General features: G+C 71.8%; 10 protein-coding genes. 3 read left to right on the plus strand and 7 right to left on the minus strand.

Annotated elements, in window-relative coordinates; all coding sequences use genetic code 11:
- Positions 1–5: 5 nt before the first annotated feature.
- Genes ACQP2T_RS43485 through ACQP2T_RS43510 form a run of 6 tightly spaced genes read right to left on the minus strand, consistent with a single transcriptional unit; the run spans position 6 to position 7455 of the window.
- Positions 6–1859: an ABC transporter ATP-binding protein gene (locus ACQP2T_RS43485; RefSeq protein WP_433510692.1), complete on the minus strand. Its 1854-nt coding sequence runs from the start codon at positions 1857–1859 to the stop codon at positions 6–8.
- A complete protein-coding gene (locus ACQP2T_RS43490; RefSeq protein WP_433510693.1) occupies positions 1856–3685 on the minus strand; it encodes an ABC transporter ATP-binding protein in 1830 nt (609 codons plus the stop codon). The genes ACQP2T_RS43485 and ACQP2T_RS43490 overlap by 4 nt, the downstream gene beginning before the upstream one ends.
- A 53-nt stretch (positions 3686–3738) precedes the next feature.
- Positions 3739–4029, minus strand: a complete 291-nt coding sequence (locus tag ACQP2T_RS43495) for an MbtH family protein (RefSeq protein WP_433510694.1) — start codon at positions 4027–4029, stop codon at positions 3739–3741.
- Positions 4026–5072: a FecCD family ABC transporter permease gene (locus tag ACQP2T_RS43500; RefSeq protein ID WP_433510695.1), complete on the minus strand. Its 1047-nt coding sequence runs from the start codon at positions 5070–5072 to the stop codon at positions 4026–4028. The genes ACQP2T_RS43495 and ACQP2T_RS43500 overlap by 4 nt, the downstream gene beginning before the upstream one ends.
- On the minus strand, positions 5069–6106 hold the full coding sequence (locus tag ACQP2T_RS43505) for a FecCD family ABC transporter permease (protein ID WP_433510696.1): 1038 nt from the start codon (positions 6104–6106) through the stop codon (positions 5069–5071). Before ACQP2T_RS43505 ends, ACQP2T_RS43500 begins: the two co-directional genes overlap by 4 nt.
- 23 nt (positions 6107–6129) lie before the next feature.
- The gene (locus ACQP2T_RS43510; protein WP_433510697.1) at positions 6130–7455 is read right to left on the minus strand and encodes a lysine N(6)-hydroxylase/L-ornithine N(5)-oxygenase family protein; all 1326 of its coding nucleotides are present in this window, start codon (positions 7453–7455) and stop codon (positions 6130–6132) included.
- Positions 7456–7536: 81 nt separating this feature from the next.
- On the opposite strand from ACQP2T_RS43510, the gene ACQP2T_RS43515 reads away from it, so the two are divergent.
- From ACQP2T_RS43515 to ACQP2T_RS43525, 3 genes are all read left to right on the plus strand, one after another.
- Positions 7537–8475, plus strand: coding sequence for a methionyl-tRNA formyltransferase (locus tag ACQP2T_RS43515; protein WP_433510698.1), 939 nt, complete (start codon positions 7537–7539; stop codon positions 8473–8475).
- Between the two features lie 176 nt (positions 8476–8651).
- Positions 8652–10217 carry a M28 family peptidase gene (locus ACQP2T_RS43520; protein WP_433510699.1) on the plus strand — a complete coding sequence of 522 codons (1566 nt, stop codon included), beginning with the start codon at positions 8652–8654 and terminating at the stop codon, positions 10215–10217.
- 105 nt (positions 10218–10322) lie between these two features.
- Positions 10323–12251: a cytochrome c oxidase assembly protein gene (locus tag ACQP2T_RS43525; protein ID WP_433510700.1), complete on the plus strand. Its 1929-nt coding sequence runs from the start codon at positions 10323–10325 to the stop codon at positions 12249–12251.
- Here the strand turns inward: ACQP2T_RS43525 and ACQP2T_RS43530 are convergent.
- Positions 12168–14087, minus strand: a complete 1920-nt coding sequence (locus ACQP2T_RS43530; RefSeq protein ID WP_433510701.1) for a hypothetical protein — start codon at positions 14085–14087, stop codon at positions 12168–12170. The genes ACQP2T_RS43525 and ACQP2T_RS43530 overlap by 84 nt on opposite strands.
- Position 14088 lies beyond the last annotated feature (1 nt).

The following is a 14088-nucleotide window of genomic DNA, read 5'->3' on the forward strand; positions in this document are numbered from 1 at the left end:
GCGACTTAGGTTAGCCTAGCCTTACTTGATGGGGAAGTGGGTGTACCCGTCTCCCAAGCCCGCCACAGCTCGGCGTACCGGCCGCCGGCGGCGACCAGTTCGTGGTGCGGGCCCTCCTCGACGACCTTGCCGTGTTCGAGGACGACCACCCGGTCAGCCGACGCCGCCTGGGTGAGACGGTGGGCGACGATCAGGGTGGTCCGTCCCCGGGTCGCCGCTGCGGCGGACGCCTCGATATCGCGGGCGCCCAGGCTGCCCGCCTCCGCCGTGGCCTCGTCCAGGACGGCGATCGCGGGGTCGGCGAGTACCAGCCGCGCGAGAGCGAGCTGCTGGGCCTGGGCCGCGGTCAGCTCGTGACCGCCTTCGCCGACCACCGTGTCGAGGCCGTTCGGAAGGCTCCGCGCCCAGTCCAGCGCGCCGACGGTGTCCAGTGCCGCGGCGGCCTCGTCCGGCGAGACCCCCGGCCGGGCCAGGCGCAGGTCCTCGATCAGCGGCCCGGCGAAGACGTGGGTCTCCTGGGTGACGATCGCCACCCGCTCCCGCAGATCCGCCGGAGCCAGCTCCGCCAGCGGCACGCCGCCGACCCGCGCCTCACCGTGCCCGGCCCGCAGGATCCCGGCCGCGATGGCCGCGAGGGTGGACTTGCCCGCCCCCGTCGACCCCACCAGAGCCACGCGCGCACCGGCCGCGACCCGCACGCTCACGTCGTGGAGCACATCGACCTGGCCGTCATAGCTGAAGCGCACACCGGACAACTCAAGCGAGCCGTCGGCAGGTACACGTGGCGTCCACACCGAACGTTGGGGCGCCGGAGCGAATTCCACCACGCCGACGAGCCGGGCCAGGCTCGCGCCCGCCGCCTGTACCTCGTCGAAGGTGAACAGCAGCATCGCGATCGGGTTGAACAGCCGATGGAAGAGGACCGCCGCGGCGGCACTCTCGCCGACCGTCACCGACCCCCCGCGCACCAGCAGGAACCCCGCCACCAGGATCGCGGCCAACCCGAAGAACTCCGCCCGGTTGACCCGGCCGACGAAGCGCGTGAACAGCGTGAAGACCGAGACCGAGATGTCGCGGGCCCGCCCGGAGGCGATCCCGATGTCGTGCAGCCGCGCCTGCTCCAGACGGTAGGCGTGCACCGTGCGTACACCCTGCATGTTCTCGACCAGCAGCTGCGAGGAGTCCGCCACCGCCTGCCGCTCCCGGGCGTACTGGGGCGCCGCGCGCGGCAGGTACCACCGCAGCGCCACCGCGTACAACGGCACCGCCACCGCGCCGGCCAGCCCGAGCCGCCAGTCGATCCCGGCCATCGCGGCGACGCTCAGGACACCCAGCAGGAACGCCGAGATCATCGTGGGAATCACGTCGGAGGCCGCCTTGCCGATCGCGGCCGCGTCGCTGCCCACCCGCGAGAGCAGATCGCCCTTCCCGGTCCGTTCGAGCGTCGTGGCGGGCAGGGTCAGCGCCCTGGCCACGGTCGCCTCCCGCAGCACCGCGAGAATCTGCCCGCACAACCGGCCGATCAGGTACGTGGCCAGGCCGGTGGCCAGCCCGCCGACCACGGCCGCGACGGTGATCACGATCGTGATAGGCACGATCGCGGAGCCGGGGGCGTGCTCCCGCACCCGGTCCACGAGAGCGCCCAGCGCGTACGCCGGCACCACGGAGGCGACCGCCCCCAGCAGGCCCACCAGCAGCGCGAAGGTGAGGCTCGGCCACCGGGCGCGCAGTTCCCGCCACAGCCACGCCCACGTGAGGCGCGCGCCGGCGACCGGGAGCAGCTCGCGATCTCGCCCGGCGTCCGTCCCGTCGCCGCCTGATCCGGTCACGTCAGCACCGGCCTCGTCTGATCCGGTCATCTCAATACCGCCCGGTTGTAGTCGCTGTCGGTCGCGGCCAGTTCGGCGTGGCTCCCCTCGGCGACCACCCGGCCGCCGTCGATGACGACGACCCGGTCCGTCGCGGCCAGCATCGCGGGGCTGCTCGTGACCACGACGGTGGTGAACGGCCCCGCCTCGCCACGCGGGTGCCACGGAGGCAGTACGCCCTGCCTAGGAGGCTGTACGCCCTGCCCGGGGTCCTGCTCGGGGTCCTGCCCGGGATCTTGCCCGGGGTCCTGCTTGTGCCGCAGCGCCCGTACGCCCTGGGCGATCGCGTGTTCGGTGACGGCGTCCACGGCCGTCGTCGGGTCGTGCAGCACGAGGATCGGCGGCCGGGCCAGCAGCGCCCGGGCGAGCGCGACCCGCTGCCGCTGCCCGCCCGACAGACTGGCACCCCGCTCGGTGACCAGGTGCTCCAGACCCTCGGGATGGGCGGAGAGCACCTGGTCGGCGGCCGAGGCAGCCAGGACTCCAGCCAGCACCCCTGCCGATACCCCGGCCAGCGCCGGGTCCGCCGGGTCCGCCGCCAGTGCGCCAACGGTGAGGTTGTCGCGGATTGTGCCCGTGAACAGGTCCGTCTGATGGGGTTCCACCAGCATCGTCCGACGGGCGTGCACCAGCCGTATCTGGGTCAGCTCCCGACCGCCGACCAGGACCCGCCCGTCGTACTCCTCCGGCGCCACCCGCCCCGAGAGGACCTTGACCAGCGCCTCTCCGTCGGCGGAGCGGTGTGCCGCGACGCCCACGAACTCACCGGGCCGCACGAGGAGGTCCACCCCGTCGAGGGTGCCGTATCTGAGGGCGCGCACCTCCAGACCAGGCGCTCCGCTGCCTGACGCTCCGTTGCCGGACGCCCCGTTGTCGAGTGGCTCGGTGCCGTCGGGTACCAGTGGGTCCGCGTTCAGGATGACGGCCACGCGCTCGGCCGACGCCCGCGCCTCCGCCACCCAGCTCGGGACAATGGCGAGCAACCCGATCGGCTCCATCAGGAACTGGGCGAGCCCGATCACGGTGATCAGCTCCCCGGCGCTGATCCGCCCGGTCAGCGCGAACCACCCGGCCAGGATCGCGATGCCGCAGGCCAGCAGCGCGCCGCAGGTCGTCGAGGCGGCCACGTACACGCCCTGGGTGCGGGCCGCCCGCACGACGGCTCGCAGGGAACGCCCGCTGACCTCCCGGTAGCGCTGGGCGGCCGCGGCCTCGGCGCCGAGGCCGCGCAGCGGACGCAGTCCGCTGACCAGGTCGGTCGCCAGTGACGTGGCCTCCGCCGCGCGTTCCTGCTGCTCGGTCACCCGCTTGGTGATCAGCGGCGTGCCCGCCTGCAGCGCGAGGAGCACTACGGGCGTTCCGACGAGGACGGCCAGCCCGAGCCGCCAGTCGATCACGGGCAGCGCGACGGCGCTCACCACGGTCGCCGTCACCGCACCGGCGACGCGCGGCACGTAGTCCAGCAGGTACGAGGTGTTGTCGGTGTCGGTGGTCGAGACGGTGAGCAGGTCGCCGGCACGCTGGTCGGTACGGATGCCGCGCGGATGCATGATCTTCTCCGCCACCTCGACCCGGAGGGTGTGGGCCTCCACCGCGATGGCGAGCATGAGCTGCCGGGCGCCGAACCGGTACACGGTCGTCAGCACGACGAACAGCACCGCCAGGGCCGCCACCCAGAGCACGAGGGCGCCACCGTCGCCGGGACCGATGGCCCGGTCGACGATGACACCGATGAAAATCGGTACGAGTGACTCGCACACCTGGTGGAGGCTGATGAGAGCGGTGCCCAGGCCCAGCCGCCGCCGGTTGCGGGTCACCGTACGCAGGAGAACGCGCCACCCCGTCCGGGGCCGCGCCGTGGCTGACGTGTTCAGCTGTCGTTCACCTGGGCCGACGCGCGGGCCATGCTCTCACGCAGGCTCTTGGGACGCAGGTCCGTCCAGTTCGCGTCGACGTAGTCGAGGCACTCCTGCCGCTTGCTCTGGCCGCCTTCGCCGAAGACGATTCGCCAGCCGCCGGGCACCTCCTTGAAGGTGGGCCACAGGGAGTGCTGTTCCTCGTCGTTCACCAGGACGTAGAAGGTGCCGTTCTCGTCGTCGAAGGGATTGTCGGACACTGTGCCTCCTCGGCATCGGGGGTTGGTGGGGGTGACCAGGGTCATCGGCTGCGCGCCTGCCTGGCCAGCAGCCAGGCGAAGTAGACGCCGCCCAGCGACACCGTGACGATGCCGACCGGGAGCTGGGTGGGGGCGAAGGCCCGCTGCGCGAGCCAGTCGCTCGTGGCCAGCAGCAGCGCGCCCGTGACCGCCGACGGCATCAGCGCGATGCCGGCCGTACGCGTCAGCAGGCGGGCCAGCTGCGGGACGGCGAGCGCGACGAACGAGATCGGCCCGGCGGCGGCCGTCGCCACCGCCGTCAGCGCGACCCCGATGACGAGGTACGCCAGGCGCGACCGCTCCGTCCGTACGCCGAGCGCCGCGGCGGCGTCGTCCCCCATGGCCAGCAGGGACAGGCGCGGCCCGAGCGCCACCAGGAGCGTGGTCGGCAGCGCGACCGAGACGGCCACGGGCAGGACCTGGTCCCAGGTCAGGGTGTTCAGGCTGCCTTGGCCCCAGATGGCGGCGGCGACGGCGGTCTGGAGGTTCACCTTGATGACGAACCACTGGTTGGCCGCGCCGAGGATCGCGCTGACCGCGATCCCCACGATGATCAGCCGGAACCCCTGGACGCCCTTCCGGTAGGCCAGCAGGTAGACCGCTGCGGCGGCGAGCAGGCCACCCGCCAGCGCGCCGGCGGCCGTCTGGTAGTAATCGCGGCCGACGAACATCATCGTGACCAGTACTCCGGTGTAGGCGCCGGTGTTGAAGCCGATCACGTCGGGGCTGCCCAGGGGGTTGCGCATCAACGACTGGAACACGGCGCCGCTCAGCCCCAGGGCCATCCCGATGAGCAGGGACAGCAGCACCCGTGGCAGCCGCCACTCCATGATCACCAGCCGCGCGGGACCCGGCTCGCCGCCCAGCAGGACGCGGACCACCTCCCCCACGGGCACCTCGAACTCGCCGGTGCCGAGAGCCAGCACACCCACCGCGAGGGCCGCCAGACCCAGCACGCCGCAGATGACCGCCGTCCGCACACCGAACCGCAGCGACACCGACGCCCCACGCACGACCACGACCCTCCGGCCGACCGCCGGGCCGGTCACTGGCCGCTCACCGTTCTGCGGCGGATCAGCCAGATCAGCACCGGCCCGCCCACGAACGCGGTCACGATCCCCACCTGCAGCTCCGCCGGCCGGATGACCACCCGGCCGACGACGTCGGCGGCGAGCATGAGAACCGGCGCGCACACCATCGTGTACGCGAAGATCCACCGCTGGTCCGGACCGACGACCCAGCGGACGGCATGCGGCACCATCAGGCCCACGAACCCGATCGGGCCGACGGCCGCGGTGGCCGCGCCGGCCAGCAGGGTCACCGCGACCATGGACAGCGCCCGCGCCCGCGCGATGTTCGTGCCCAGGGACCGGGCGAGATCGTCCCCGAGGGCGATGGCGTTGAGCGAACGCGCGACGGCCAGTGCCAGGACCAGCCCCGCCGCGACGAACGGCGCCACGGCCCCCGCGATCGACAGCGGCCGGCCCGCCAGCGTGCCGACGTCCCAGAACCGCAGGTAGTCGAACGCCCGCGGCTTCAGCAGCCGGATCCCGGCCGAGACGCCCTCCATGACCGCGCCCAGCGCCACTCCGGCGAGCGTCAGCTGGATCGGCGTCGCGCCCCTGCTGCCCACCGACCCCAGGGCGTACACCAGGACCATCGCGACGGCGCTCCCGAGGAAGGCGAACCACACGTACGACCAGATCCCGGTGAGCCTCAGCACCCCGATCGCGAAGACCACGAACAGGCCCGCGCCCGCGTTGACGCCGAGGATCTGGGTGTCGGCCAGCGGGTTGCGGGTCACGGCCTGGAGGAGCGCGCCCGCGATGCCCAGCGCCGCGCCGACCAGCAGGCCCAGCGCGGTCCTGGGGACGCGCAGCTCGCGTACGAGCACCTGGTCGTCGGTGTTGGTGAAGTGGGCGAAGGCGTTCCAGACCGTGTCCGGCGCGATGTTCTTGGTGCCGATGACGATGCTCAGGACGCAGGCGACGGCCAGCAGCACCAGGCACACCGCCAGCCACGCGCTGCGGCCCGCGTTCGTCGCGGCGACACCGCCGACCGGCTGCTTCGGCTGCTTCAGCAAAGGTTGTGGGCGCAGGGATACCACTAGCTCGTGGCTCGCGCGCGGTTGGCGAGCAGCGAGTCGCGGATCTCGCCGGCGCGGACGGCCGTGGTGGACAGCAGGGTGGAAGTGATGCCGTGCGTGTGCTCGCTGGCCCCCTGTACGTAGATGCCGGCCGACACGTGCCAGGGCACCTCGACGCGGTAGTCGCGGCCGATCCGGACCTCGTCCTCCTCGTCGCGCAGGCAGAGCTTGGCCGTCTCGCCGAGCACGGCGCCGATGTCCTGGGGGCGGTAGCCGGTGGCGTGCACGAGGATGTCCGTGGCCAGCACCTCCCGTTCGCCGGTGGGCAGGAACTCCACCGTGACGTCCAGGCGGTCGCCGTTGACGCTGACGTCCCTGATGCGGGAGACCTTGAGGATGCGCAGGCGTTCGTTGCCCTGGACCTTCTCGCGGTACATGGTCGCGTACAGGGCCTCGATGAGGTCCATGTCGACCACCGAGTAGTTGGTGCCCCGGTGATAGTCGTGGAGCGCCTGCTTGACCGGGGGCGGAGCCTGGAAGAAGGTGTCGACGGCTTCGGGGTCGAAGATCCGATTCGCGAAGGGGCTGTCGTCGGCCGGGGTGTAGCCGTACTTCGCGAACACCGCGCACACCTCCGCACCGGTGAAGGTCCGGTGGAGATAGTCGGCCGTCTCCGCCGCGCTCTGCCCGGCCCCGAGCACCAGGATCCGGCGCACCTCGACGCCGGCCTCGGTGAGGGCGGCCACGCGCGGGATCAGCTCGCTGTTGTGCCACACCCGGTCGGACAGGGCGGCGTCCGGCGGCAGGTGGGGTTCGAGGCCGGTGGCGACGCAGATGTTGCGGGTCCGGCGGACGATGACGCGCTCCGGGTCGCCGGGGTCGCGGCTGGTCACGTCGAACAGGGGGACCTCGCCGTCCTCCGTGACGACCGGCTCGATGGACAGGACCTCGGCGGAGTACTCGACCATCTCCCGCATCCGGGCCGCGGCCCACTCGAAGTAGCCGTGGAAGTCGATCCGTAACGGGAACAGCGTCTTGTGGTTGAGGAAGTCGACCAGCCTGCCGCGCTCCTTCAGGTAGCACAGGAAGCTGAAGTCGCTCGCCGGGTCCCGCATGGTGACCAGGTCCTTCAGGAACGACACCTGCATGGTGGCGTCGTCGAGCAGCATCCCCCGATGCCAGCCGAAGGCGGCCTGCTTCTCCAGGAACCCGGCGCGCAGCCGGTCCGCTTCCGGGACCCGCGCGTTGTGCTCGTCGACGGCTATGGCCAGCGCCAGGTTGGATGGCCCGAATCCGACTCCCAGGATGTCGTAGATCGTGTCCGGACCACTCGGCAGGGTCTCCACCGCGGCATCGCCTCCCTTATCGGGGCAATAGTAGATAAGGTAAGGCTAACCTTTCAAGAAACATGACAGAGAGGATCGATCATGCGAGTGGTCATGTTCGGGTACCAGACGTGGGGCCATCGGACATTACGCGCCCTGCTCGACTCCGGCCACGACGTGGTCCTCGCCGTCACCCATCCCAAGAGCGAGCACGCCTACGAGAAGATCTGGGACGACTCGGTCGCGGAGCTCGCGGAGCGGCACGACGTGCCGGTGCTGCTGCGCAACCGGCCCGACGACGACGGCCTCCTCCAGACGCTCCGGGACGCCGCGCCGGACATCATCGTCGCCAACAACTGGCGGACCTGGCTGCCGCCGGAGATCTTCGATCTGCCGCCGCACGGCACGCTCAACATCCATGATTCGCTGCTTCCGGCGTACGCGGGCTTCTCGCCGCTGATCTGGGCCCTGATCAACGGCGAGCGGGAGGTCGGCGTCACCGCGCACCGCATGAACGCCGAGCTCGACGCGGGCGACATCCTGCTGCAGCGGGCCGTACCCGTGAAGGACGACGACACCACGACCGACCTCTTCCACCGGACGGTGGACCTGATCGAGCCGCTCGTACGGGAGTCGCTGGACCTGATCGCCTCCGGCCGTGCGCGCTGGGTCCCCCAGGACCGTACCCAGGCCAGCTTCTTCCACAAGCGGTCGGTCGAGGACGGCCGGATCGACTGGTCCTGGCCGGCGGAGGATCTGGAGCGGCTGGTCCGCGCCCAGTCCGACCCGTACCCGAACGCGTTCACCCGCCATCGCGGCGAGCGGATCCAGATCGTCTCGGCCGCGGTGTCGCAGGCCCGCTACGGAGGCACCCCCGGACGGATCTTCATCCGGGAGGGGGATGGCGTGGTCATCGTCGCCGGCGCGGACGCGCGGACCGGGCAGCGACGCGGGCTGGTGGTCAAACGGCTGCGGACACCGGACGGCGCCGAGCACGCGGCCACCGACTACTTCCGCACCATGGGCGGCTACCTCGGATAAAGCAACAGGTGCGGCTACCTCGGACAGCGCCACGACATGCCTGGCTGCCGGAGGGTGTCCGGTTTTCGTGGGGGCGGCTCCTAGTATGGGGTGATCATCTGACTGGCGGTCGCCAGGTTCTTCCCGGCTGATGGTGTCCGGATCGCACTGCACCCACCGCCAGTTGGAGGAGCCCTATGCGTACCGTCATGCGCGGGGGTGTCTACCGCGCCCTCACCGTGGTCGCGGCACTCACCCTCGCCCCCGTCGCCGCTCACGCCGACGCCGCCCCCGGCCCTGCCGAGGGGAGGCTGGTCGGTTTCGGGGCCCTCACGGCGGTCAAGGAGCACCTGCGGGCGTTGCAGGCCATCGCCAACATCCACCGCGGCACCCGCGCGGCGGGCACCCGCGGCCACGACGCCTCGCGCGACTACGTGGCCGCCAAGCTCAAAGCCGCCGGTTATCAGGTGACCGTTCAGCCATTCGACTTCCCCTTCTATCAGGAGAGATCCACCGCGCTGATGGAGCGGGTCGCCCCGGCGCCCAAGGTCTACGCCCCGACCCCGCCCGACGGCTCCAGCCTCGGCGACTTCGCCACGATGAGCTACTCCGGGCGCGGCGACGTCATCGCGGCCCTGCAGAACGTCGACCTGGTCCTGCCGCCCGGGCCGACACCGGGCAGCTCCACCTCTGGCTGCGAGGCCGCCGACTTCGCCGGGTTCACGCCGGGCAAGATCGCGCTGTTGCAGCGCGGCACCTGCACCTTCCTCCTCAAGGCGCGGAACGCCCAGGCGGCGGGCGCCGTGGCCGCGATCATCTTCAACGAGGGTCAGCCGGGCCGTACCGAGACTCCGCGGGGCAACCTCGGCGAACCGGTCTCCATCCCGGTCGTCGGCGCCTCCTTCGCGGTCGGCCAGGAGCTCGCCACGGGGGCGACGGTCCACCTGAAGACCGACACGATCAGCGAGGTACGCACCACCTCCAACGTGATCGCCGACTCCCCCTGGGGCGACCCGAACAAGGTGGTCATGTCCGGGGCGCATCTGGACTCCGTCCTGGAGGGGCCGGGCATCAACGACAACGGCTCGGGCAGCGCCGCGCTCCTGGCCGTAGCCGAGGCGCTCGGCAAGATCCCCACCCGGAACAAGCTCCGCTTCGCCTGGTGGAGCGCGGAGGAGCTGGGCCTGCTGGGCTCGAAGTTCTACGTGGAGCACCTGACTCCCGCCCGGCGGAGCAGGATCAAGCTCTACCTCAACTACGACATGATCGCCTCGCCGAACTACGCCCTCAAGATCTACGATGGTGACGACTCCGACGCCACGGGCGAGCCCGCCGGCCCGCCCGGCTCGGCCGAGATCGAGAAGCTGTTCGAGACCTACTACGACCTGCTGCAGCAGGGCCACAACGGGACCGACTTCGACGGCCGCTCCGACTACGGCCCGTTCATCGCGGCGGGCATCGCCTCCGGTGGCCTGTTCACCGGCGGCGAGGGCATCAAGACGGCCCAGGAGGCGGCCCTGTTCGGAGGTACGGCCGGACAGCCGTACGACGCGTGCTACCACAAGGCCTGCGACACCACGACGAACATCAACGACCGGGCGCTGGCGTTGAACACCGGCGCCATCGCCACCGCCGCCCTGGTCTACGCCTTCAAGCCCGTCCTGCCCGGCCCGGCCGCCGCCACGGAAACCGCCGCGGAAACCGCCGCGATCACCGCGATCGCCGACACCGGCGCCGAGCTGCGCGGAAGAACAAGGCGATAAATCCGTCCCCGGCGGCCATCGAACCACCACAGAGACGCGGACGTACCCGTCGATAGGGGGACGCTTACCCAACGGAGGGACACCCCCTGACAAAGGAGGACGCTGGTGCTGTCATCCGGGCGTCGGGCGCTGTTATACGCCGGTGTCGCCGTCGCAGTCGGCGTCCTGGCGCTGGTAGGCGCGTTATGGGTCGGCGGAGGCGGAACGCCGCCGCCGATCAAGGGACTCCCGACACCCGATCCGCTGACCGTCTGGGGAGTACCGCTGGCGTGGCTGGCGCTGGAGGTGTGCTCCGTCGGCACGGTGGGGACCCTGGTCGCCGGGGTGGTCCTGACCCGGCGCGACGCGCCGGAGGCGAGCGCCTGCGTACGCGCGGCGGGCGGCTGGGCACTGGGCTGGGCGGTCTGCGCGCTGCTGACCTACCTGCTGACGCTCGCGAACATCCTCAGCCTCCCGGCGAGCCACGTGTTCGGCGACTTCACCCTGCTGAACTTCGGCACCGCCCTCCCCCAGACGCAGGCCATGCTCGTGGTGACGTGCACGGCCACGGTCGTGGTGCTCGGCTCCTCGCGGGTACGGGACGGCCGGCGCCCCCGGTGGGCGGTGGCCCTGCTCGTGGCCGCCGCGTTCGGCCTGCTGCCGCCCACCTACGTCGGTCACGCCGCCTCGGCCGGAGACCACGACGTCGCGGTCTCGGCGCTGATGACGCACCTGCTCGCGGCGGCCGTGTGGGCCGGCGGCCTGGTGGCCGTGCTGATCCACTTCCGCCGCTCGGACCGGCTGGCCGGCGTCGTCGCCAGATTCAGCACGCTGGCCCTGTGCTGCTTCGTCGCGGTGACCGTGTCCGGAGTGGCCGGCGCCTGGGTCCGGCTGGACTCGGTGTCGCAGTTGTGGACGACGAGGTACGGCACGCTCGTCCTGGCCAAGGTGACGGCGCTGGTGGCCTTGGGCGTCATCGGGTGGACGCACCGCCGTCGGACCGTCGCCGGGATCGCCGGACGCTCCACGCGCGGCACGTTCGTCCGGCTGGCCACCGGCGAGATCGTGGTGATGGCGGCGGCCATGGGCCTGGCCGTCGGCCTGTCGCGCTCCGCGCCGCCGACCACCGGCAGCCACGACGACCTGCTGGGCTACAACCTGGCGCCCTATTCGATCGGCCACCTGATCACCGAGTTCCGGCCGAACCCGCTGGTCCTGCTCGCCCTGACGCTTCCGGTCATCGGCTATCTGGCCGGGCTGCGCAGGCTCGCCCGGGCCGGCCTGCCGTGGCCGGTGGGCCGGACGATCGCCTGGTTCGCCGGGGTGGCGGTGCTGGCAGTGGTGCTCGCCGGCGGCGTAAGCGCCTACGCGCGGGCCATGCCATCGGCGCACGCGCTGCAGTTCACGGTGCTCAACGTCGTCGGCCCGCTGCTGCTGGCCTTCGGGGCACCGCTGACGCTGACCGCGCGGGCCATCACACCCCGCTCACAGTACGGCGACGTCGTCTCCGCCATCCTGAACAGCCCCCTGGCCAGGCGGCTCACTCATCCGACGACCCTACTGGCCGTCTACGTCCTGCCGGTCCTCGTCCTGTACGGCACCGAGTGGCTGGCCTGGTCGGTCACCAACCAGGCGGTCCACCTGCTCACCCAGGGCCTGTTCTTCGGCACCGGGCTGCTGTGCTGCTGGGTGCTGGCCGGGGTCGACCCGCTGCCCCAGAGGATCACCCGAAGCGATCGCACACGGCTGCTCGCGGCCGTCGCCGCGGCGCAGGTGGTGGCCGGCCTGCTCCTGCTGTACGGGCCGGTGCTGGCCGGGGACTGGTTCGCGCAGGTGACCCCGCGCGGCGCGCCGGGCGTGGCGGCCGGGCAATGGCTGGCCGGCCTGATCTACCTGGCGCTGCCCGTGCCCGCCCTCGCCCTCCTGGCCGTACGAATGACCCGGTCGCGAAAGACCGCGAGGCGGAAAGGCTCAGTCCCACGGCTGCCGGTACGACGGCTGGTAAGCGTGCAGGCGCAGCCGCAGGGTCAGCGTGACGGTGGTGCCGGCCGGTAGCTCCACCGTGAGGTGCGGGCCGCCGACCGTGAGCTCGGTGGCCGACGGCACCGGCCGGTGGTGGATGTACTCGGTGTCGTGGCCGGTCCAGCCGGGTTCGGCCCCGGTCGCGACGGCGGTGGCGATCTCGTGCTCGCCGAACGCCCCCGCCTGGACGATGAGCACCCGGTCGTCGGTGGCCGAGAGGTTGACCAGCGTGACCACGGTGGCCTCCGGCTCGATCGCGCTGACCAGCGCGGCGACCTGCTCCGGAACGCCGGGGCGGCGGCGTTCGGCGTCGAAGTAGCGGACCCTGGCCTGCTGCAGGCCGCCGTTGTAGACGACCTGCGGGCCGCCCCACATCGTCTGGGCCAGCGCCTCGGTGACCACCGGGTTGACGTTCTGCCACAGGTGGATCGCCTCCTCCGGCAGGTCCCGGTCGGCGTTGGCGAGCAGCAGCGCGATGCGGCGCCGGGCCTGGGCGTGCGCGGCGGCGAGGATCTGCTGGGGGTAGTCCGGGTTGTCGCCGCACAGGTAGGCGTACCACGGCTCCTCGTGCCCGGCCTCCTCCTTGTCGCGGAACGGCCGCACCGTCGCCCAGTCATAACCGGCCGCGGCGCGCAGCGCGTCCAGGCGCGCCCGGTCCTCGGCCGCGCCGGTGTGGTGCCAGAGCGCGAACGGGACCGAGGTCTGGATCGGGTTGTAGTCGAACCAGCCTCTGTCGCTGTGCCGGTAGGGCACGAGCAGGGTGGAGGTGTCCACGTCCGAGCCGAGATGAGCGCGCCAGCGGCCCTGGTTGGCCGAGTCGCTCTGGCTGAACGGCAGCTTGACGCCCAGGCCGATGATCGCGTCCAGCAGCGACCGGAGCAGGTCGAGGTAGCCGTCGTCCCGCGTGGCCAGCGCGGCACTGAGCGCGCCGACGGCGCTCGCCTGGCCGACGCTGTACATGCCGTGCGGCCAGGTCCAGCCGTAGTGGCCGCCGTACCAGCGCCCGTCCAACCGGCTGCCGACCACACCGTCCAGGCCGACGTTGTCCGGGACGATCCCGCCGTTCTCTTGGGCCCGGCGCTGCCAGGCGCCGACGTACTCGCGCAGCCATGCGGCATACCGCTCGTCGCCGGAGACCAGGAAGGCGTTGCAGACCAGGCCGGCCACGCTCAGGTTGCCGACCGCGTCGCCCCGGCCCAGGCGCTCGCGCATCTCCGCGCCCAGCCGCGGGTCGTCGGCGAGCGGCGGCACCGGCGCGTCGGCCGGGACCAGCCAGTCCAGCGGGTAGCCGTACTGCGCGGCCTCGGCCTCGGTCCAGGGATAGGCGGGCGTGTCGGACAGCCCGTCGCGGGCTCCCCCGCTGCCGTTGTGCGGGGCCTTGATGATGCGATGGTCCGGGTCGTAGTTGGCCGGGCCCAGGTAGAGATCGGCGAACCGGGTCGCCCGCTCCGCCCAGGCCGCCGGGTCGGCGGCGGTGAGGAAGTAGGTGAAGAGCAGGCTCTCACCCTGGTGGAACCAGTCGTAGCCGATCTCGAACTCGTCGGCGAACATGCCGAGCTCGGTCATCTGCGCCGCCACACCCTCCCAGTGGTGTGCGCACGCCGGGAGCAGGTCGTCCGCGCCGCCCAGCAGGTAGAGCTGGGGCCAGTTGAAGAACGGTTCGAAGAAGTCGTCCGCGCCGTCGCGGCTGGACAGCCGGCCGGAGTAGCGCAGCGAGCCGTCAGGGCGGGTGTAGCGGGAGGAGAACAGCCGCCACCCGCTGTCCAGCAGGTCGAACAGCGCGCGCTGGGACAGCGCCCAGGCCGGTGGCTCGATGACGGGGACGCTCGCCGTGACAACGGGCGGGCGCCGGGCGGAGCTGTCGGTCATA

The organism is Nonomuraea sp. CA-143628 (genome assembly GCF_050942315.1).
In the GTDB taxonomy this organism is placed as follows: Bacteria; Actinomycetota; Actinomycetes; order Streptosporangiales; family Streptosporangiaceae; genus Nonomuraea.